Origin of the sequence: Lacipirellula parvula (assembly GCF_009177095.1) — a bacterium.
GTDB classification, from domain to species: Bacteria; Planctomycetota; Planctomycetia; order Pirellulales; family Lacipirellulaceae; genus Lacipirellula; species Lacipirellula parvula.
On record NZ_AP021861.1, the window covers coordinates 2,445,824 to 2,464,336 of the forward strand.

16 protein-coding genes and 1 other RNA gene are annotated in these 18,513 nt (G+C 61.1%); 7 read left to right on the top strand and 10 right to left on the bottom strand.

Going from position 1 to position 18,513, the window contains the following annotated elements; all coding sequences use genetic code 11:
- Positions 1–447: 447 nt before the first annotated feature.
- Both PLANPX_RS09645 and solA read left to right on the top strand, forming a co-directional pair.
- Positions 448–657: a PEP-CTERM sorting domain-containing protein gene (locus tag PLANPX_RS09645; RefSeq protein WP_152098530.1), complete on the top strand. Its 210-nt coding sequence runs from the start codon at positions 448–450 to the stop codon at positions 655–657.
- A gap of 202 nt (positions 658–859) precedes the next feature.
- On the top strand, positions 860–2,008 hold the full coding sequence (solA, locus tag PLANPX_RS09650) for an N-methyl-L-tryptophan oxidase (RefSeq protein ID WP_152098531.1): 1,149 nt from the start codon (positions 860–862) through the stop codon (positions 2,006–2,008).
- A 1,004-nt stretch (positions 2,009–3,012) separates the two neighbouring features.
- Here the strand turns inward: solA and PLANPX_RS09655 are convergent.
- Both PLANPX_RS09655 and PLANPX_RS09660 read right to left on the bottom strand, forming a co-directional pair.
- Positions 3,013–3,639, bottom strand: coding sequence for a hypothetical protein (locus PLANPX_RS09655; RefSeq protein ID WP_152098532.1), 627 nt, complete (start codon positions 3,637–3,639; stop codon positions 3,013–3,015).
- 24 nt (positions 3,640–3,663) lie between these two features.
- On the bottom strand, positions 3,664–4,785 hold the full coding sequence (locus PLANPX_RS09660; protein ID WP_152098533.1) for a hypothetical protein: 1,122 nt from the start codon (positions 4,783–4,785) through the stop codon (positions 3,664–3,666).
- Positions 4,786–6,098: 1,313 nt separating this feature from the next.
- Here PLANPX_RS09660 and PLANPX_RS09665 point away from each other — a divergent pair.
- Both PLANPX_RS09665 and PLANPX_RS09670 read left to right on the top strand, forming a co-directional pair.
- Entirely contained in the window at positions 6,099–7,274 is a 1,176-nt protein-coding gene (locus tag PLANPX_RS09665) for a saccharopine dehydrogenase family protein (RefSeq protein WP_152098534.1), read from the top strand.
- A 109-nt stretch (positions 7,275–7,383) separates the two neighbouring features.
- Entirely contained in the window at positions 7,384–8,922 is a 1,539-nt protein-coding gene (locus tag PLANPX_RS09670) for an aldehyde dehydrogenase family protein (protein ID WP_152098535.1), read from the top strand.
- Between the two features lie 96 nt (positions 8,923–9,018).
- Here PLANPX_RS09670 and PLANPX_RS09675 read toward each other — a convergent pair whose 3' ends face one another.
- From PLANPX_RS09675 to PLANPX_RS09690, 4 genes are all read right to left on the bottom strand, one after another.
- A complete protein-coding gene (locus PLANPX_RS09675; protein ID WP_152098536.1) occupies positions 9,019–9,969 on the bottom strand; it encodes a carbohydrate kinase family protein in 951 nt (316 codons plus the stop codon).
- A gap of 150 nt (positions 9,970–10,119) precedes the next feature.
- Positions 10,120–10,521 carry a hypothetical protein gene (locus PLANPX_RS09680; RefSeq protein ID WP_232536351.1) on the bottom strand — a complete coding sequence of 134 codons (402 nt, stop codon included), beginning with the start codon at positions 10,519–10,521 and terminating at the stop codon, positions 10,120–10,122.
- A 245-nt stretch (positions 10,522–10,766) separates the two neighbouring features.
- Positions 10,767–11,238, bottom strand: an RNA gene (gene rnpB, locus PLANPX_RS09685) — RNase P RNA component class A.
- A gap of 291 nt (positions 11,239–11,529) precedes the next feature.
- Positions 11,530–12,498 (bottom strand): TIGR01212 family radical SAM protein, encoded by a 969-nt coding sequence (locus PLANPX_RS09690; RefSeq protein WP_152098537.1) that lies wholly within the window; start codon positions 12,496–12,498, stop codon positions 11,530–11,532.
- A gap of 166 nt (positions 12,499–12,664) precedes the next feature.
- On the opposite strand from PLANPX_RS09690, the gene PLANPX_RS09695 reads away from it, so the two are divergent.
- Together PLANPX_RS09695 and rsgA are read left to right on the top strand one after the other, a co-directional pair.
- On the top strand, positions 12,665–13,153 hold the full coding sequence (locus PLANPX_RS09695) for an FHA domain-containing protein (protein WP_152098538.1): 489 nt from the start codon (positions 12,665–12,667) through the stop codon (positions 13,151–13,153).
- A gap of 136 nt (positions 13,154–13,289) precedes the next feature.
- Entirely contained in the window at positions 13,290–14,420 is a 1,131-nt protein-coding gene (gene rsgA, locus PLANPX_RS09700) for a ribosome small subunit-dependent GTPase A (RefSeq protein WP_152098539.1), read from the top strand.
- A 151-nt stretch (positions 14,421–14,571) separates the two neighbouring features.
- Here rsgA and PLANPX_RS09705 read toward each other — a convergent pair whose 3' ends face one another.
- The 3 genes from PLANPX_RS09705 to PLANPX_RS09715 form a co-directional block, all read right to left on the bottom strand.
- Positions 14,572–15,315 (bottom strand): hypothetical protein, encoded by a 744-nt coding sequence (locus tag PLANPX_RS09705; protein ID WP_152098540.1) that lies wholly within the window; start codon positions 15,313–15,315, stop codon positions 14,572–14,574.
- 14 nt (positions 15,316–15,329) lie between these two features.
- Positions 15,330–16,394, bottom strand: a complete 1,065-nt coding sequence (locus PLANPX_RS09710; protein ID WP_152098541.1) for a M42 family metallopeptidase — start codon at positions 16,392–16,394, stop codon at positions 15,330–15,332.
- A 280-nt stretch (positions 16,395–16,674) separates the two neighbouring features.
- Complete coding sequence (locus PLANPX_RS09715) at positions 16,675–17,070, bottom strand: VOC family protein (protein WP_152098542.1); 396 nt, start codon at positions 17,068–17,070, stop codon at positions 16,675–16,677.
- 201 nt (positions 17,071–17,271) lie between these two features.
- Here PLANPX_RS09715 and PLANPX_RS09720 point away from each other — a divergent pair, with 201 nt between their 5' ends.
- On the top strand, positions 17,272–17,703 hold the full coding sequence (locus tag PLANPX_RS09720; protein WP_152098543.1) for a hypothetical protein: 432 nt from the start codon (positions 17,272–17,274) through the stop codon (positions 17,701–17,703).
- 15 nt (positions 17,704–17,718) lie between these two features.
- Here PLANPX_RS09720 and PLANPX_RS09725 read toward each other — a convergent pair whose 3' ends face one another.
- A complete protein-coding gene (locus PLANPX_RS09725; RefSeq protein ID WP_152098544.1) occupies positions 17,719–18,498 on the bottom strand; it encodes a TatD family hydrolase in 780 nt (259 codons plus the stop codon).
- Positions 18,499–18,513 lie beyond the last annotated feature (15 nt).

The window sequence follows — 18,513 nt, forward strand, 5'->3', positions numbered from 1 at the left end:
GTGGCGTCCTTGCGTGGCAGCGAGCCATCCTGGCTCGCCTCGTATCGCACGAAGCGGGTGTCGCCGCGGACATTCAACTCAAGCGGGGAGCTGGGACCATAGGTCCGGCAGGACGCCCGCGGCGGGCGTAGTTCAGCCAGCAACGTAACCCATCGTCATTGATTGAACAACGCGAGTATCTGGTCGCCGGCTCGCCAAGAATGCTCGTCGGGAGTGAGTGCTAGCGCTCGGCGGCGCCAGCGGTTCCGCCACTGAAAAATAATTGCGGCAGGCTTCCGCCTGGCTGCTGTCGCGCGTTGACGGGGCATTTCGCGGCAAGTTGCGTCGAACCGCACGGCAGAAGCGCGGGGCAGTTGCTCGTTCGCGCAATCAGCCACCGTGCCGATTGTTTGACGTGTTTGCGGACTCCAGCGATAAAGCTCATGTAGGCACCCTGTTGAGGCATCAATGAATTTATTTGCAGCTGTGATCGCGAGCGTTGCGCTCGGAATTGCTGGCGCCCAATTCGAGGACCAGCAGCAGTTGAAGTCGCTCCCTCCCGAAGAGCCTGCCGCGCTCGTGCACATTCCCGAACCTTCGACGATCGCGCTCGCCGCCCTTGGCCTGATCGGTATGGGCCTCTGTCGTCGCCGCCGCATCGACGGCGGTACTCATTAGGATTGCCTCCGGTTGCCGCGCTCACGGCGCCTTTCCTAGCCTCGGGCTCTGCCTGGGGGTCGCGCACCACGCCGCGGGCAGTTGTCCCTACTTCATGCCTACCCCCGGACGGAGCCCGGGGCTATCAGCGCCGCAACGATTCTCGGGTACATTGCCGATCTGGTTCGTCCTCCAGTTCTGCTCGCGTATGCCTTGAGTCGCCATGCCTGCTCCTCCTTATGATGTGATCGTCCTCGGCGCCGGCGGCGTTGGCAGCGCGGCGATGTGGCAGCTGGCGGCTCGCGGGCTGCGGGTGCTGGGGATCGACCGTTTTGATCCGCCGCACACTCATGGCAGTTCGCATGGCCGGACGCGGATCATCCGCCAGGCCTATTTTGAGCATGCCGACTATGTGCCGCTGCTGCTGGAAAGCTATCGCCTGTGGGAAGAACTCGAACATCAAACGGGCGAGCGGCTGAAACTCGAAACCGGCTTGCTCGAAGTCGGCCCCGCTGACGGCGTCGTCGTTCCCGGCGTTCTCGCTGCCGCGCAGCAACACCAACTCTCCGTCGAGGAACTGACCGCGGCCGAGATCGCCAAGCGCTGGCCGGCGTTTCACATGCCGCCGAGCGACGAACTGACTGGCGTGTTCGAACCTCGCGCCGGCTTGCTGTTTGTTGAGCAGTGCGTTGCCGCTTGCCTTGCCGAAGCTGAACGTCACGGCGCCGAGTTGCTTCCCAACGTCGAGGTCATCGACTGGCAAGCCGAAGCCGGCGCCGACATTGTCGTGCGCACCACCGCCGGCGAGTTCCGTGCGAACCGGCTCGTCATCACGGCCGGCGCTTGGGCCGGGCAGTTGCTCCACTCGCTCGGCGTGCCGCTCGAAGTCCGCCGCAAGCCGTTGATGTGGTACGACTCGACCGCTCCCGCGCAAACCGCGGCGAGTGCGTTTCCTTGCTTCCTCTTCGAACTTCCGCACGCCGTCTTCTACGGTTTCCCCGCGGTCGACGAGCAGGGGGTCAAAGTCGCCGAGCATTCGGGCGGCGAGCCGATTGCCGATCCGCTGCGCGTTGATCGCGAGCTTCGCGCCAGCGATACGCCGCTCGTCGATCAATTTGCGCGAGATTTCATTCCGAGCGTCCAGACGCCGTGCCGCGACCACGCCGTTTGTCTGTACACGATGTCGCCCGACGAACATTTTATTGTCGACCGCCATCCCGCCGACCCGCGGGTCGTCTTCGCCGCGGGGCTGTCGGGGCATGGTTTTAAGTTCACGCCGGTGCTGGGGCAGGCGCTGGCGGAGTTGGCGACCGAAGGCGTCACTCGCCAGCCGACGGCTTTTCTGTCGCTTGAACGTTTTCGGCGGAGCTAACATCGCTGCACCTGTGGAGGGTGACGCGGTCAAAGGGGCCTAGCGAATCAAGCTCTCAGCGGTCAGCTTTCAGCCAGGCGGTCGGGTTCGTTCTCCGCGCAGGGTTCAATAGTTGTCGCTTGGCTTTGGTCATGGCGAGCTCGAAGGTGATTTCTGTCGCGAGATGCGTTTTCGGCGACACAATTCGCAAGTTGTTTCAGGGGTGGACGTTCGGAGTGATACGTCGGGCGACAGATTGCGCTGACGGGCTTTGCCCAAAAAATCTGTGGGAGGGGTCTCCGACCCCGAAGCGGCGTGGTGGAACCACTACGGCCTGTGGTGGTGGACGAAATCGGCGTCGGAGACGCCTCCCACAAATGCTCTTTGGGCAACGTTGCGCTGGCGGCGACAGATCGGGAGCGGTGCGCGGTGGAGAATGTCGGACTGATCGGCAGCGGCCCGGCGTCGAGTTGCGGCGATTCGGTCGCGTGACGAATTGTGTCGCCAAACGCGTTTTTGGCGACACAATTCGAAAGTGGTTGCGCGAGTTGGAGTTGCGGCGTCGCTGATAGCGACAGAAGCGGCGACGGAGGACGTCGCGTGCCAGTGTTGAGCGCCGCCAGTCGTCGCGCTGCGACCTCACTCGCCCGGTTCACCGGGAGCGGGCCAGCGGCGAACTTCGTTACCAGCGACGCGGGTGCGAGTAGGGAATGGGCCTCTCCCGGCGGATGATGCGTCGGCGCAGCGGTGACGCAGGATATGGACATGCGCCCACTATAGCGAACCGAGTGGCCATTTTCTAGATGGGAGTTAATGGATTTTTCGCGTGGCGCCACTCGCTGCGGCGGGTACGCGTTCCCGATCGACCACGAGCGGCTGGACGCCCTGTCCGTCAAGCTGCTTGCAGGTCAATCGATCACCATGCCAAGGCGGCACTTCTCACTGGCGACACGCCAGTGGCACCAGGCGGAACTAGAGATGCAGTGCATCTTCATGGCTAAACAACAACGTCTCCGCCTCCATATCTACTTGCCGTTCTCAGTCAATCCGAGCATCTGTTTGACGAGTTCAGTTGCCGAAGTTATTCCCCGAGCTGTCAGCGTGAACTCGCCAACCTTGTTTGCATTAAGCTCGGCAGCGATAGATTTTATGTATTTTGAGTGATTGCCCCCATCGTACGCATCGTAATGCAGGCAAGCTTCCTTTATCTGCTCGGAGGTAATTCGTGCGACACCACTACTGAGGTATGAAGTGAGTCCCTTGAGCAACGTAACGCTCCTCACCCGCTCTCTCACAGACGAACCCGGCACGGATTTGGCTACGACGTCAATGTCATCAACACCAAGGCTAAAAATCTGACCTAGTTCGTTAATCGATAGACCTGATCTTCGCATCCATTTTTTTGCCACTGGACTAATTCCGTCCAGTTCGTCATCAGTATCACCAGAGCTCTGGGTGTCGGCGCGCGTGCCAGGCTCGTTGGCAAATGGAGCTTCGAATCCGTCACGAGTCCTATTTGAGTGACTTGTGTCAAGGTCTAAGCCAAGTTTTTTTGCAACATAGTCAAGCACTCGCTTCTGTGCATCTCCATCTAATCCTTGGAGTGCCGAGTTCACTGAAGTGAGCGCTTGAAGTTCTGGGTCTTCTGACATTGATGCTCTCCAGGAAATAACGAGTTAAGCCGAGGGCCAGATATTTTCCCACTCAACTCGCAGGAACTCTACGGCAAAGTTTGCTGCCATAAACGCGGCGTAGGGTTGCCATGAATCGGTCTTCGCAGCCGCGAAGTCACACACGGCCTTGAATGATACAAACCTTGGCTTGGGCTCCGGGGCCTCATGGCATGCTCTGTAGACGCCATACGTCTCCATCTCTACCCCAACGAGCTTGCGCCAGTTCTTCTGTATTTCCAGAATGCGCGATTCATCATCGATAACCTGATCGGCCGCGCCGACCGGCCCGAGATGAACTCTGTTCGACGCAGGAACTGTTGAGTGCTTCCATTTGCTGCGTATATCTTCAAGCAGGGAATTTGGCGCGCGGTATTTCTGGATGAGGCTACGCAATCGTGCATTCAGGCCTATCGGATACGGGTCTGGGAGAAAGTCGCGGACTCCATTCTCAAAGACAACCTTGCCCGAGTTGTAGTCAACGCTTGGATCGGCCACTAGGATGTCGCCGAATGCCTTTCCGCCATTCTTAGTGCCTGCCGCAATTCCGACCATTACAACTATTCGAGGGCGGAATTGAAACACTAGCTGTGTGGTCGCGATAGCCGCTGCCGTAAGCCCCATAGATGTAGACGCAGTTGCAACGACGGACAACGGCTTACCGTTCAGCGTTGTCAAGGTGGTCGCGCGATAGACATGAGAGAAGCGAGCTTCCCCTACCTCGTTCCAGGTAGAAGTTGCCCCAAACGCTTCGATAAGTGCCGAGAGCTCGGGGTGCTCTAGGGCGCATAAGAAAGCAATATCAGTATCGTACTCTGATTGTCGCGAGGCAGTGTTGAGTTCTAGCCCTGACAGCTTGCGAAGCCGCTCCACTCCTTTGAGTGTTAGCTTCCAACGCCGAGGGGTCTCATTTCCGGATATTTCGACTAGCCCCGTGTATGCCTTAAGGCTTGCGCTGATATTTGCTGGACCGCTTTGCTGCAAATGCAATCTTAAAAGAGTTGAAATTTCTCTCACCGTCACCGGCGCTTCGTTTGCTCCCAAGAAATACAGGGCGGACAGAATCAAATACTGATCGGTGCGCTGCTTGGGCTTTACCGCACTTAGAATCGCAGAGAATTCCAGCATGTCGAAGCTCAGCTAAACAGACTAAATTCGTATGATTTTTTCGGAGTTCAGCGAGTGGGCTAAATAGGGTAAATCAACTGGGGATAGTATAGATGTGGATTTGTAGTGTGCTACCCAAAAAAGTTGGGTGGTCCCTAAAGCAACTGAAAGGCAGGAATACACCCGGGCTTCCCCGACATCCACATCCGCATGCTTAGAGGTAAGACCATGACGTCCGGCGCAATTTTCAGCCCCTGACTCCGCCAGTGGGGTGGTTGCCATATCGGGTGCGTCGTTCTGCGCGGTGTTACCCCCGCCGGTGGAACCGGGGCTGGATTGGGGAAGTTGTATCGCCATGAGCGGGTGTGCCCGATGTCATCGCGTAGCGTCGGCATGTTGAGGTTCGACCGACATTCATTTAGGGTTCGCATGCTCATGTCTTGGTGGGCAAGAGCGTGGCGCCCGGCGCGATCTTCAGCCCCTAGCTCCGAGGCTTATTCAACAGCAAGCTTCGCCTGAGTGAATGTTCTGGCTCCCTCCCCCTTGAGGGGAGGGCTGGGGAGGGGGTGGAACTCTGGTACACGCTTCAAGCACCCCTCCCTAACCCTCCCCCTCAAGGGGAGGGGACCTCATGGTTTACATTTGTCAGTGATTCGGGCTGACGGCGGGTGGCATGTCGTCGCGGAGCGTCGGCATGCTGGAGTGGATTTTGGGATCCACTCACGGTTCGCATGCTCATGCCTTTGTGGTAAGTGGTAAGAGCGTGGCATAGGGACAATTGAAATGCGGAGTCATGCAGTCGTCCCTACGGGACTTCTTGATGAGCCGGGGCCTTTTACCCAGCAATGAATTGCTGGGCTGTTGTCGGTCGTCCCGCTGGGACGTTGCCTCGCCTTCCGCGAGCGGTATCTCCCCGCGTCGCTGCTCGACGAGTTCCTGCAGGCCCGCTGGTCTCGCCCGCAGCGGTAGAGTCTGCCTAGTCTGTTCCGGCTTCTTCGTGTCGCGAAGTGTCGCGGTCGGCCGCAGCGCTCATTTGCGTTTTTCTTCCGCGAAGTCGCGCATATGCGCATGGCTTGGCTTGGACGGGCAACCTGACTTGGCTACTGTTGAATTATCCCCCCTCGATTCCGCGCAGCGCGCCGGAATCGGGCGGCCGTGGCGATTGGGTCTCGCGCGACGCGGAACGACCTGGATCGCCGGCCGCCCAGCACGCCGGTCGCAACGATTGTGGCGATGGTGCGCACACCGCGTTCGCTGTGCCGCGACGTGGCCGCAGGGTGGGCAACTACAATGGATCGAAGCGGCGAACGTTTTCTCGGAGCAGAGGTTTTTGTATGCATCGCGTGTTGTTGCTCGGCGCCGGCAAGATCGGCCGGATGATTGCTCGGTTGCTCGTTGATACCGGGGACTACGACGTCGTCGTCGGCGACTCGAGTCGCGAAGCCCTCGAATTGATCTCCAGCCGCATTAGCGTGAAGACGGTGCAGCTCAACGTCGAATCGTCGGACGAGTTGGCAAAGGCCCTCGCGGGGCGCGACACCGTCATTTCCGCGCTCAGCTACTATCACAACCCGCGCGTCGCCGAGGCGGCCCTCGCCGCCGGGGCGAGCTATTTTGATCTCACCGAAGACGTTGAGACGACCCGCCGCGTTCGTGCCGTTGCCGAGAAGGCGAAGCCGGGGCAGGTCTTCATGCCGCAGTGCGGCTTGGCGCCTGGCTTTATTTCGATCGTTGCGAACGATCTGGCTCAGCAGGTTGAGAAGCTTGATACAGTTCGCATGCGGGTCGGCGCCTTGCCGCAGTTCCCCACTGGCGCCCTGAAGTACAACCTCACGTGGTCGACCGACGGCCTCATCAACGAATATTGCAACCCGTGCGACGCGATCCATGGCGGTCGCCGCATCGAGGTGTTGCCGCTGGAAGGGTACGAGCAGTTTTCGCTCGACGGCGTTCGTTACGAAGCGTTCAACACGAGCGGCGGTCTCGGCACGCTGTGCGAATCGCTCGACGGAAAGGTTCGCGACCTCAACTACAAGACGGTGCGCTATCTTGGCCACTGCAACCAGGTGCAACTGCTGGTGAACGAGCTGCGGCTCAGCGAACGTCGCGACTTGCTGAAGGATATTCTGGAAAACGCGGTGCCGATCACGTTCCAGGACGTCGTCGTTACCTTCTGCACGGTGACCGGGTATCGCAACGGGCAGTTGGTGCAGATCACCGACGCCCGGAAGATTTATCACCAGGAGATCGGCGGTGAGAATTGGTCGGCAATTCAGGTGACCACGGCTGCCGGCATTTGTGCGGTCATCGACATGCACGTTGCTGGGCAGCTGAACAGTAGCGGGTTCCTGCGGCAGGAAGACGTCGACTTCGCCAACTTCCTCGGCAACCGGTTTGGCCGGCATTACGACACGCGGATTGCGACGCGGTTCAGCAACGCCTCGTCCGTCGGCGGCGCCACGACCCGCGAAACGGCTGATAATGAAGTTGTGCGCGAGCCGTCGATCTAAAGCGTCTCGCTAAATCGCCGCGTCGACATAAGAATTCCACATGAATCGATGGGCGCCACTGGCAAGATGCTAGTGGCGCCCCAATTTTCAATATTTGAAAGCTCTTGTTATGAACGCAGCCGTTGCTCAAGCACTCAAGACCCTGGGCGTGGCCGATGCCGTGAGCGCCGTCAGCAATGGCGCCGATTGGCAAGCCGGCCGCGGCGAGAAGGTGGTGAAGCACTCGCCGATCGACGGCAGCCCGCTCGCTGAGTTCGCCGGCGCCGATGTGCAGCAGGTCGACGCCGCGATCGATGCGGCCGCTGAAGCGTTCCTCAAGTGGCGCGTGGTGCCCGCTCCCGTGCGCGGCAACTTCGTTCGCCTCTATGGCGAACAGCTTCGCAAGTATAAGAGCGAGCTGGCGACGATCGTCAGCTGGGAAGCGGGCAAGATCACGCAAGAGGCCCTGGGCGAAGTCCAGGAAATGATCGACATTTGCGAGTTCGCCGTCGGCCTGAGCCGGCAGCTGTATGGCAAGACGATTGCCAGCGAACGCCCCGGACATCGGCTGATGGAGCAGTGGCACCCGCTCGGCCCGGTGGGCGTCATCTCGGCGTTCAACTTTCCGGTGGCCGTGTGGGCGTGGAACGCCGCGCTTGCGTGGGTTTGCGGCGATCCGATCGTTTGGAAGCCGTCGGAAAAGACGCCGCTGTGTGCTATCGCCTGCCAGGCGTTGTTCCAGAAGACGCTCGCCGAAGCGGAAGGCGTGCCGGCCGGCATTTCGACGCTCGTCATTGGCGGCGCCGACGTGGGCAAGCAACTCACCGCCTCGCCGAAGGTGCCGCTCGTCTCGGCCACTGGTTCGGTGCCGATGGGCCGCGCTGTTGCGGAAGTCGTTGCCAAGCGGCTTGGCCGCTCGCTGCTTGAGCTCGGCGGCAACAATGGCATGATCGTTACACCGTCGGCCGACCTCGATCTCGCGGTTCGTTCGATCGTCTTCGCCGCCGTCGGCACCTGCGGCCAACGCTGCACGACGCTCCGCCGCCTCATCGTTCACGAATCGATCGCCGACGAACTTCGCGACCGCCTGCTGAAGGTCTACGCGAAGCTGCCGATCGGCGATCCGACTGCGGCGGGGACGCTCATTGGTCCGCTCGTCGACGAGGGCGCCGCGAAGCAATTCGATGCGGCCCTCGCGGCGGCGAAAGAGCAGGGGGGCGTCATCCACGGCGGCGGCCGCGTCACCGACAACGTCCCGGGCGGCGGCGCCTACGTGCGGCCGGCGCTCGTGGAGATCGACGCCAGCGCGAAGATCGTCCAGCACGAAACGTTCGCGCCGATCTTGTACGTGATGCGTTACAAGAATCTCGACGAAGCGATCGCGACGCACAACAACGTGCCGCAAGGCCTGTCGTCGGCAATCCTCACCAGCGACGTTCGCGAGGCGGAGCGCTTCTGCTCGCCCGCCGGCAGCGATTGCGGCATCGTCAACGTGAATATCGGCACCAGCGGCGCTGAAATTGGCGGGGCCTTTGGCGGCGAGAAAGAAACCGGCGGCGGCCGCGAGTCGGGCAGCGACTCCTGGAAGCAGTACATGCGCCGCGTGACGAACACGGTGAACTACTCGCGCGATTTGCCGCTGGCGCAGGGCATCAAGTTCGACGTGTAGCCGTCCCTGTAGCCGCGGGTCAACGACCCGCCGGAGCGGAACTCGTTTGGCGTCGTACCGTTGCGTCTTCGGCTCCGGCGGATCGTTGACCCGCGGCTACAGGCCTGCGAGCTTCGCCGTTTCTTCGAAGCCGCGAATGCCCGCCGTGGCGCCGAGTCGCGTCACGCAGCACGCGCCGGTTGCGGAACCCAATCGACCTGCATCGGCCGGCGACATCCCGCGCAACAGCCCCGCGAGCAACCCGCCGAGAAAGCAATCGCCGGCGCCGGTCGTATCGACCACGTCGCCCGGCGGCTTCGTGATCGCGACGTTGACGAACTCGCCCGGCTTCGGGCTGAGGATCGCCCCGCGACTGCCGAGCTTCACTCCGAGCATTCCCGTCGCGCCGGCGCTGCGATAGGCCGCGATGATCTTCTGCGGATCTTCCTCACCCGTCTGATGATGGGCTTCGGCGAGGCTTGGCACATACAAATCGAGATGCGGCAACACCGGCGCCAGCGGCCCCATCTCGCCGCCGTCGCCCGCTGCGTCGAGCGCCGTCATGCAACCGGTCTTGCGAATCGCCGCGAGCACCTCCGGCAAATCATCGATAAGGTTCGGCAGCAGCGGATAGTACCCGAGCAGCATTGACTTGCTGCGCGCGAACAGGTCGAGATGATCCATAAACGCTGATCGATTGAGCAGCTTCGGCGCCCCGACGCAATGCATGAACGATCGCTCGCCGCTGGGGTCGATCAGCACGGCCGTCGTGCTGGTGGCGCCGGTGGGGTGGGTGAGCAGCCCCGCATCGTCGAGCCCCTCGGCCGCATACCGCTGCCGAATCACCTCGGCCCACGCGTCGTTGCCAACGTAGCTAAACGCGGCGGCCCGCATGCCGAGCCGCGTGAGCGTGATCCCCGAATTGGCGACGATCCCGCCGGTGGTCAGCTCCAGCGGCTCCGCCTGAATCAGCTTACCGCCCCCGATCGCCCGCTCTAAATCGACCGGTCGCACCAGCACGTCAACGACGCACGACCCACAAACAATGGCATCAAAATCTTTGCTCATAGAAATCTAACTTCGTTGCGTCGTCACTATTATTCTGCGAATCCGCATTTCCTTTGCGCCTCTGCGCCTTTGCGTGAGATCTTCTGAAGGAGAATAAGTCTCACGCAAAGGCGCGAAGGCGCAAAGAAAGAAACTGAAGGGACATGCAGACTAGGGGGCGATTCCGTAAGCCTCACGCTCGAACGGATTGTCGCGATAAGCATCCCCGCCGCGGGCCCAGATCAGCGCCGAGCATAACAGATAGGCGGGCACGAACAACGGCCCCCACCGCTCATACTGACGGATGTGAACCAATTCGTGAGCGCGCGTAACGTCGAGGCAAACCGCATCCCGCCCGAGCACCACATGCCCCAGCGTCATCGCCATCGTGTAGTCGCTGCCCGGCCACCGCGAAATGATCCACGGCACGGCCCCGCCATAAAATTCGATCGCCGTCCCCGGCCGCTGCACCCGCCCGCCGGTGGCGAGGCCGATGGTTCCCGCCGCCAACCCCACCGCCGTCCACGGGGAAGCCCAGACCCAACCGAGCAGTCTTAGCGGTTTGATCGGCACTGTTTAAAGTCTCTCGCAGAGGCGCAAAGGCGCAGAGGAACGCAAAGAATACAAAAAGAGAATCGGCTAAATACCTCGTCCGATTTCTCGCTCCTCCAATCGTTCCCTTGTCTTCTTTGCGCCTCTGCGCCTTTGCGAGAGACCTTCGTATTTCATATTTCACGCAAAGGCGCAAAGAGGAGAAAGACAGAAATGTTCTTCTGGCTGAAAGCTGATCGCTGACAGCTGGCCGCTCTTCAAAAAAGCGTAAGAGAGGACCTATAAGCCGGGTTTTGTACGCAGCTTGCGCCGCGCGACGATCATTCCTCTACGACGACGATTGCTCGCCGCCTCTAGCAGCCTACCCGGAAGTCGTAACGAATCGGACCGATTCTGCTCCCTGTTTGGCCTTGCGTCGGGCGGGGTTTACCTAGCCAAGCGAGTCGCCCCGCCTGCTGGTGCGCTCTTACCGCACCGTTTCACCCTTACCGGGGAGAGCGGTCAGCGATCAGCTTTCAGCAATCAGCCAAACAAAGACGGTCTCAATTCAACCGTCTTGTATGCACGGCTGAACGCTGATCGCTGACAGCTGACCGCTCTCCCCGGCGGTTTGCTTTCTGTTGCACTTTCCCTGATCTCACGATCGGTGGGCGTTACCCACCACCCTGTCCTGCGACGCCCGGACTTTCCTCCCGTTTGACCCTTGCGAGCCCCACCGGCGATCGTCCGGTCCTCTCTTACGCTTGTTCTATCCTAAGCACTGAAATCAAAGCGAACTAGTATTTCCTTTGCGCCTCTGCGCCTTAGCGTGAGATCTGAATGCTGAGTGTCTCACGCAAAGGCGCGAAGGCGCAAAGACGACGCAAAGAAAAATAGAAATGGAAACTGGCAAACCGCCTGCTGATTTTTTTTTGCCATGCTGTTTCTCTTCGCGATTCCCTTTGCGCCTCTGCGCCTTTGCGAGAGATATTCTTCGTTCAGATCTCGCGCGAAGGCGCGGATCGCAAATAAGCCAGGAATCAACCCCGCCTAGCTGTAGAGCCGACCCTGATAAGACCCGCGGCGCACAAACTCCGCCTCAATCGCCCGCTTCACCGCCGGCTTGTCGAGGCACCAGTCGGGCCCGATGAAGAAGTCGGGCGGAGCGTCGCCGCTGATGCGTTCGATGATCATCGTCGGCGGCAAGAGTTCCAGGAAGTCGACCACCGTTTGTACGTAGTCGTCCTGGCCCATCAGCGTGACGTCGCCGGCGGCGACCTGGTCGGCGAGTCGCGTGTTCTTCACGCAGTAGAGATTGTGGATCTTCACCGCGTCGATGTTCACGCGGGCCAACTCACGGGCGGTGGCCAGCATGTCGTCGTGCGATTCGCCCGGCAGGCCGAGCATCACGTGCGCGCAAATTTCAAACCCGCGGCCGCGGCTTCGCTCGACCGCGTCGAGGAACGACTCGTGATTGTGCCCGCGGTTCATCCACTCGAGCGAGCGGTCGTGCATCGTCTGCATGCCGTACTCGACCGCGAGATACGCGCGGCCTGCCATCTCTTCGAGCAGGTCGAGCACCTCCGCCGGCACGCAGTCGCTGCGGGTGCCGATCGCCATGCCGACGACTTGCGGATGGGTGAGGGCTTCCTCGTAGAGCGGCCGTAGGCGCGAGACGGGGGCGTAGGTGTTCGTCGCCGGTTGGAAGTAGGCAAGGAATTTGTCGCAGCCGGCGTAGCGGTTCCGCATCCGGACGATGCTTTGGTCGATTTGCCCCAACACCCCGGCGCGGGGGAGCCGGCGGCTTGGGCTGAAGCTGCGGTTGTCGCAGAATGTGCAGCCCCCTTTGGCGACGGTTCCGTCGACATTCGGGCAGGTGAACCCGGCGTCGAGGCTGACTTTTTGGACGCGTCCTCCAAACCGCTGCCGCAGGAAGTGGTTATACGAATAGAACGGCAGTCCCGCCTCTCTCCAGGAGGGCGCGGTTGGCGTCGACGTAAGGGGTTTGGTTGACGACACTTGCGGATTTGCGTAAAGTAAATGAAGGCCAGGGCAGGGCGTCCCGGCGCCCGAGCGTGGGGGCTCGGCGGGTCGAGCAGGCGTCCCTAAATGTTGAGGCGTGGGGTTTCATCCTAACTCAATCATCGTTGGGGCTAAACAGGCTTACTGCGAGACACCAACCACTATGTACGGCGAACTAATCCCCCAAGGGGGCGGCGATCCGATCCCGCTCCTCAAAAAGCAACTTCTGATTGGCCGTCGCGAGAGCTGCGATATCGTGCTCCGCTTCGCCAACGTCTCCGCCCACCACTGCCAGCTGTTCATCAACGGCGGCTACTGGTTCATTCGCGACATGAAAAGTCGCAACGGCGTGAAGATCAACGGGATCAAGGTCCAAGAGAAACGGATCGATCCGGGCGACGAAGTTTGCGTTGCGAAACACAAGTACGAGTTGATGTACTCGCCGTCGGACCTCGGCGCCGTCGGGCCTCCGCCGGCCGATGATTTGCCGAACGAAATCATGCGTGAATCGCTCCTCTCGCGCGCTGGCCTGCAAGCCGTTCCGAAGAACATGCCCGCCGCTCGCGACAAGCGGAACGATCACGGCAGCACGCGGTACGACGTCCTCAACGACGGCGCCGGGCAGATCGAACTGCCAGATCGACCTGTATGAAGCTAGGAAGCGATCAGCGTTCAGCTATCAGCCAGAGAATCTGGCAACCGCGGAGACGCGGCAGCCACAGGAAGGCGTGCGGAATCGAGTAAGTTTTTTAGCTGATTGCTGAAAGCTGACCGCTGACCGCTTCTGTATGGCTAAGAAAAAACGCCAAGTCCGCGCTGATTTTCGCAAGAATCGCAACGTCCGCGCTCGCGAAAAGAACTGGGAGCGCGGCGTCGACCCCGAGAGCGATCAGCTCGACAGCGTTGCTCAGAACGAGAGCGTCAGCGGCAAGGGAGCGCTCACGCGTAAACGCGTGATCGCCGGCGCCGAGATTGTCGAAGACGGCTCCGGGACGAGCGTTCAGTTGTCGATCGACCCGGAGATTTGTCGGCTCGGCCGCGTGCTGCGCGTCCAGGGGTTGCACAGCATGGTGCAACTCGACGACGGCTCGCTCCGCCGCTGCGCCACGCGACGGATCCTCAAGACGCTCGCCACCGACCAGCGACACGTCGTTGCCGCGGGAGATCGGGTTTGGGTCCGGCCTGAGCGTGCGGACGAAGGGATCATCGAACGAGTTGAACCTCGACACGGCGTCCTTAGCCGGGCTAGCCGCGGGCGACAGCACGTGCTGGTCACCAACGTCGACCAAGTGATTGTCGTTGTGAGCGCCGCTGAACCGAAACTGAAGCCCCACCTGGTCGATCGCTACCTCGTGATGGCCGACCGGAATGGCGTCGAGCCGATCATTTGTATCAACAAAGCCGACCTGGTCGACGCGGCAGACTTGCAGCCGCTGATCGGCGTCTACAGCCAACTCGGTTACCGCGTGATGCTCGTCTCCGCCGAGCGCGGCTGGAACATCGAGCACTTGCGACGGCTATTGAAAGACCGGCAGTCGGCGTTTGCGGGGCAAAGCGGCGTCGGCAAGTCGAGTTTGCTCAACGCCGTCGAACCAGGCCTTGAGCTACGCGTCCGCTCGGTAAGTAGCGAGAACGAAAAGGGTCGCCACACCACGACGACGGCGGAGTTGATTCCGCTCGCCGCGGGCGGGTACGTCTTTGATACGCCCGGCATCCGGCAATTCCAACTGTGGGACGTCATCCCGCAAGAAGTCGCCGGCTTCTTCCGCGAGCTACGGCCCTACGTCAGCCGCTGCCGCTATCCGAACTGCTCGCACAACCACGAAGAGCCATGTGCCGTGAAGGACGCGGTCGCCGATGGTTTTATTGATGTGCGACGGTACGAGAGCTACTTGGCGATGCTTGACGACGAAGCGTAGCCATTGCTTTTCTCTTCTTGCATTTCCTTTGCGCCTTCGCGCCTTGGCGTGAGATCTTAAAAAGAATGTCTCTCGCAAAGGCGCGAAGGCGCAAAGAAATACGCAGAGAGGAGAATGGTGAAAGACAGCGCCTATTCGCGAAGATTCGCGGTTAATCTTCCTTCGCTTCCCAGACTTCCTGCATCAGCGCGAAGCCATCGGGGTCGAATTCTTTGAGCTCCACACGGTTGAACGGATAGAAGTCGTTCTTGCCGAAGTAGGCTTCCGTCGTTTCGGCAAAGTATTCTTCGTCGTTGTTGAGCGCGTAATGCCGGACGGTCTTGCCGTTGATGTGGCGGATCTTTTCAAACGTGCCGCTTGATTTGGCGCGTTCGTACGCTTTGCGCACGCTCGAGTGGCCATGCTTGAGCACTTGATCATGGTAGCCGTGCGCCAGTTCATGCAGCATCATCCAGGGCTGCTCGCGCGACCATTCGACGAAGTGCTCTGGGTTCGAGATATCGACCGAGTCGACCTTTTCTGGATTGAAGCCGTTCTCGCGGAGCCAGTCGACGCTGGGATGGTAGCACGCGCACGGGAATTTCGGGTGAAACCGCTCGACCCAGATCTTTGTTTTCTGGAGTCGTTCGACTTTGTCTGCCGGTAAGGTTTCGACGATCGCTGCGAGTTGCCGCGTCATCTCCTTACGCACTTGTTCCGCCAATTCCGGGGCGTCCTTGAGCAGCCGCTTATGGAAGTAGACGTTCCATCCCTCGATCGTTTCGATCTCGTAGGCCGAGGTCGGTTCAAACGCCGCCGGCGCGGAGGGTGGCTCCGCGCCGACGGTGCTGTTGTTCGAAACGGCGAGGCTGCACAACAGTAGCAGCCCGCCGCCGATCATTCTTGCTAGTCGCACGCTGCGTCTCCGCATTACATCGGCGTGAAGTCGGCGTCCTTCTCGAGGCTGCACGCGAACTCGGCCAGCAGGTCGGCCGCGCGGTCGAGATCGTGGAGCGAGACCATTTCCACGGCGCTGTGCATGTAGCGGTTCGGAATGCTCACCAGCCCCGCAGCGACGCCGGCGCGGGCGATTTGAATCGCGTTCGCATCGGTGCCGGTCGCGCGACCCTGGGCGTTCCATTGGCAGGGAATGTCGGCCTTTTCGGCCGCTTTGCGGAGGCGTTCGACGACGATCGGATTCATGTTCGGCCCGCGATGCAGCACCGGGCCGCCGCCCAGCTTCAGATCGCCTTCTTGGTTCTTGTCGATCGTCGGGCAATCGGTCGAGAAAGTGACGTCGACCGCGATGCCGACCTGCGGATCGATGCCGAACGCGCTGGTGTGGGCGCCGCGGAGACCGATTTCTTCCTGCACTGTCGCGACGGCGTAGACCGAGACGTTGAGCTTCTTCTTCGCCTTCGCGCGGCGGGCGGCTTCGATGCAAACCCACATGCCGGTCTTGTCGTCCATGCCGGGCGAGTTGCAGAGGCCGTTGCGCATCTCCTGGTAGCCGAGCTCCAGCGTCACCGGATCGCCGATGCGGACGAGCGACGCCGCTTCCTCGCGATTCTTGGCGCCGATGTCGAGCCACATGTCCTTCAGCTTCACCACCTGCTTCCGTTCTTCCTCGTCGAGCAAGTGAATCGGCTTCCGCGAGATCACCGCGGGGATCGGCCCGTCGGCGGTCCAGATCGTCATCCGCTGGCCGATCAGCTGCTGCGGATCCCAGCCGCCAATCGTGGCGGTGTAAATAAACCCGTTGTCGTTGATGTGCGTGACGAGCAGGCCGATCTGATCGGAGTGGCCGGCGAACATGATGCGGATCGGGGCGCCGGGATTGACGCCAACGATCACGTTGCCGTGAAGATCGGTGCGGACTTCGTCGGCAAACTTACCGGCGTACTCGCGGACAATACGCTGCACCGGCTCCTCGTAGCCCGACGGGCTGGGCGTTTCGAGAACCTGCTGAAAAAACTTCTTCGCGGAGGCTTCCATGATGGCGGTCATCCTTGAACGTGTGATGTTAGTTGGTAATTCGAATACGGGGATTTAACCACGAAAGAGACGAAAGGAACGGAAGTGAGGAAATGGGCTGAGTGCCTGCCAATCATTCCTAGTGGCTCTAATTGCATCGTCTTTCTTTGCGCCTTCGCGCCTTTGCGTGAGATCTAAAAAAATGTCTCTCGCAAAGGCGCGAAGGCGCAAAGAATATCGCTACCCAAGTTTGTCAGAGTCTCTTTCGTTTCTTTCGTGTGCTTCGTGGTTAAAAACGTATTTACGCAAGTTCCGGGAACATCTCCGCCTGCGACGGCCACTCGCCGAGTTCGATGACGTTGCCGTCGGGATCTCGGAAGAACACCTGGCGGTAGTGGTAGGTTGGCAGGACGTGGACGACGTGTTCAATACTGTGCGCGGTCAGCTGCGCAACCGCAGCGTCGAAGTCGTCGACGTGGATCGCCAAGTGGTTCGTTCGCGAGTTGATCGGCGCGGCGAGATTCGGCTCGAACTTCGCATCGTGAATCAAATGGAGCATCACGCCCACGTCGCGGTGGAGCAGCCACGCGCCGCGGAACGAGAACGCCGGCCGCGGCGTGGCGACGAACCCCAGCACATCGCAGTAGAACTTGGCGCCCCGCTCCGGATCGGCGGTCGGCAAAGCGATGTGGTTCATCGCGCCAATCGAAACGGGCGGGGGCGTCACGGTCGGGGAAGTCCTCGGGTTGCGGGCTGCAGTGAGCAGGCGCCAGCGTCGGCCAGCGCGAAGCTCTAGCGATTCTAACGATTTTCTGGACTTCCGCTAACCGCCCCGTCGATACCCCACGAGGAGCCCGCGGTCTATCCACGGCGGCTCCTGGTAGGGGGGATTCTACGAATGTCGATTCAAACTCGCGCCGCCGCGAGCCTGGCAATGCTTTGCCTGCTCGCCGTTGGCTGCCGGTCGGCGATGAACTGCACCGACGGCTGCGCATGCGCTAACGGTTCGCCGCTGGCCGGCATGCGATATTGCGAACCAGGTTGCGCGCCTTGCGCTGGAAAGACGCCCGCTTGCGGAGAATCATGCGCACCCGGTTGCACCGATGCCTGCGGCGAGGGCTGCGGCAAGTGCGGCGCGAATGGACTCAGCGGCTGCACGGGCTGCGGAGAACGCTACTGGTGCGATTGGTACAACCATCCGCCGCAGCTGTGCCAGCCGTGCGATTGCCACGGCAACTACACGGGGCCGGGCGTTGATCGCTACATTCTGCCGAACGCCAGCGGCCGGGCGGGAACGCCGGTGGGGACGGAGACTTCCTGGCCGCGCTGAGCTTGCTGACAGCTTTCAGTCGCGAATACGGAATAGTTCCCGCGCGTTCGCCGTCGTTTGGCGTCCCAACTCTTGCGGCGACACGCTGCGGGCGATCGCAATGCAGGTCGCCGTGTGCGCGACGTACGCCGGTTCATTCGGCCGCTTGCCGCGGACCGGTTCGGGCGAGAGGTAGGGGCAGTCGGTTTCGATGAGCAGCCGCTCGGCGGGAATCGTCGCCGCACAGTCGCGCAGCGGTTGCGACTTTTTGTACGTCACCATCCCCGCGAAGCTAATGTGGAGTCCGAGCCCCACGCACTCGGCCGCCATTGCGGCGTCGCCGGTGAACGAATGCATGATCCCCCGCAGCGGTTCGCGGCGGCGATGCTCCGCTCGCAGCGCCTCCATGATGTCGGCGTCGCAGTCGCGCATGTGGACGATGAACGGCAGGTCGAGCCGGCCGGCGAGCGCCATGTGCCGGTCGAAGTAATCTTGCTGCATCTCGAACGGCGTGAAGTCCCAGTGCCGATCGAGGCCGGTCTCGCCGATCGCGACGACGCGCGGCTGCGTGGCTAGGCGTTCGATCTCCGCCCAATCGTCCGGTCCGCACTCAGCGATGTAGTTTGGCTGCAGGCCGACGGCGGCGTACACGCTTGGGTACTTCGCGGCCACTTCGACGCACTTCTGGCTCGCGGCGACGGTGGTGCCGACGGCGATGATCGTCTCGACGCCGGCAACGCGGGCGCGCTCCACGACGGCGTCGCGCGTGTCGTCGAATTCTTCCTGGTCGAGATGGGCGTGGGTGTCGAAGAGCACTGGCGGAGGGTTCAG

Excerpts from the sequence above, each read along its gene's own strand:
- rsgA (WP_152098539.1), top strand. The coding sequence starts at position 13,290 with ATGGCTAAGAAAAAACGCCAAGTCCGCGCTGATTTTCGCAAGAATCGC.
- PLANPX_RS09695 (WP_152098538.1), top strand. The coding sequence starts at position 12,665 with ATGTACGGCGAACTAATCCCCCAAGGGGGCGGCGATCCGATCCCGCTC.
- PLANPX_RS09710 (WP_152098541.1), bottom strand. The coding sequence starts at position 16,394 with ATGGAAGCCTCCGCGAAGAAGTTTTTTCAGCAGGTTCTCGAAACGCCC.
- PLANPX_RS09665 (WP_152098534.1), top strand. The coding sequence starts at position 6,099 with ATGCATCGCGTGTTGTTGCTCGGCGCCGGCAAGATCGGCCGGATGATT.
- PLANPX_RS09670 (WP_152098535.1), top strand. The coding sequence starts at position 7,384 with ATGAACGCAGCCGTTGCTCAAGCACTCAAGACCCTGGGCGTGGCCGAT.
- PLANPX_RS09720 (WP_152098543.1), top strand. The coding sequence starts at position 17,272 with ATGTCGATTCAAACTCGCGCCGCCGCGAGCCTGGCAATGCTTTGCCTG.
- PLANPX_RS09660 (WP_152098533.1), bottom strand. The coding sequence starts at position 4,785 with ATGCTGGAATTCTCTGCGATTCTAAGTGCGGTAAAGCCCAAGCAGCGC.
- solA (WP_152098531.1), top strand. The coding sequence starts at position 860 with ATGCCTGCTCCTCCTTATGATGTGATCGTCCTCGGCGCCGGCGGCGTT.
- PLANPX_RS09645 (WP_152098530.1), top strand. The coding sequence starts at position 448 with ATGAATTTATTTGCAGCTGTGATCGCGAGCGTTGCGCTCGGAATTGCT.
- PLANPX_RS09715 (WP_152098542.1), bottom strand. The coding sequence starts at position 17,070 with ATGAACCACATCGCTTTGCCGACCGCCGATCCGGAGCGGGGCGCCAAG.
- PLANPX_RS09675 (WP_152098536.1), bottom strand. The coding sequence starts at position 9,969 with ATGAGCAAAGATTTTGATGCCATTGTTTGTGGGTCGTGCGTCGTTGAC.
- PLANPX_RS09655 (WP_152098532.1), bottom strand. The coding sequence starts at position 3,639 with ATGTCAGAAGACCCAGAACTTCAAGCGCTCACTTCAGTGAACTCGGCA.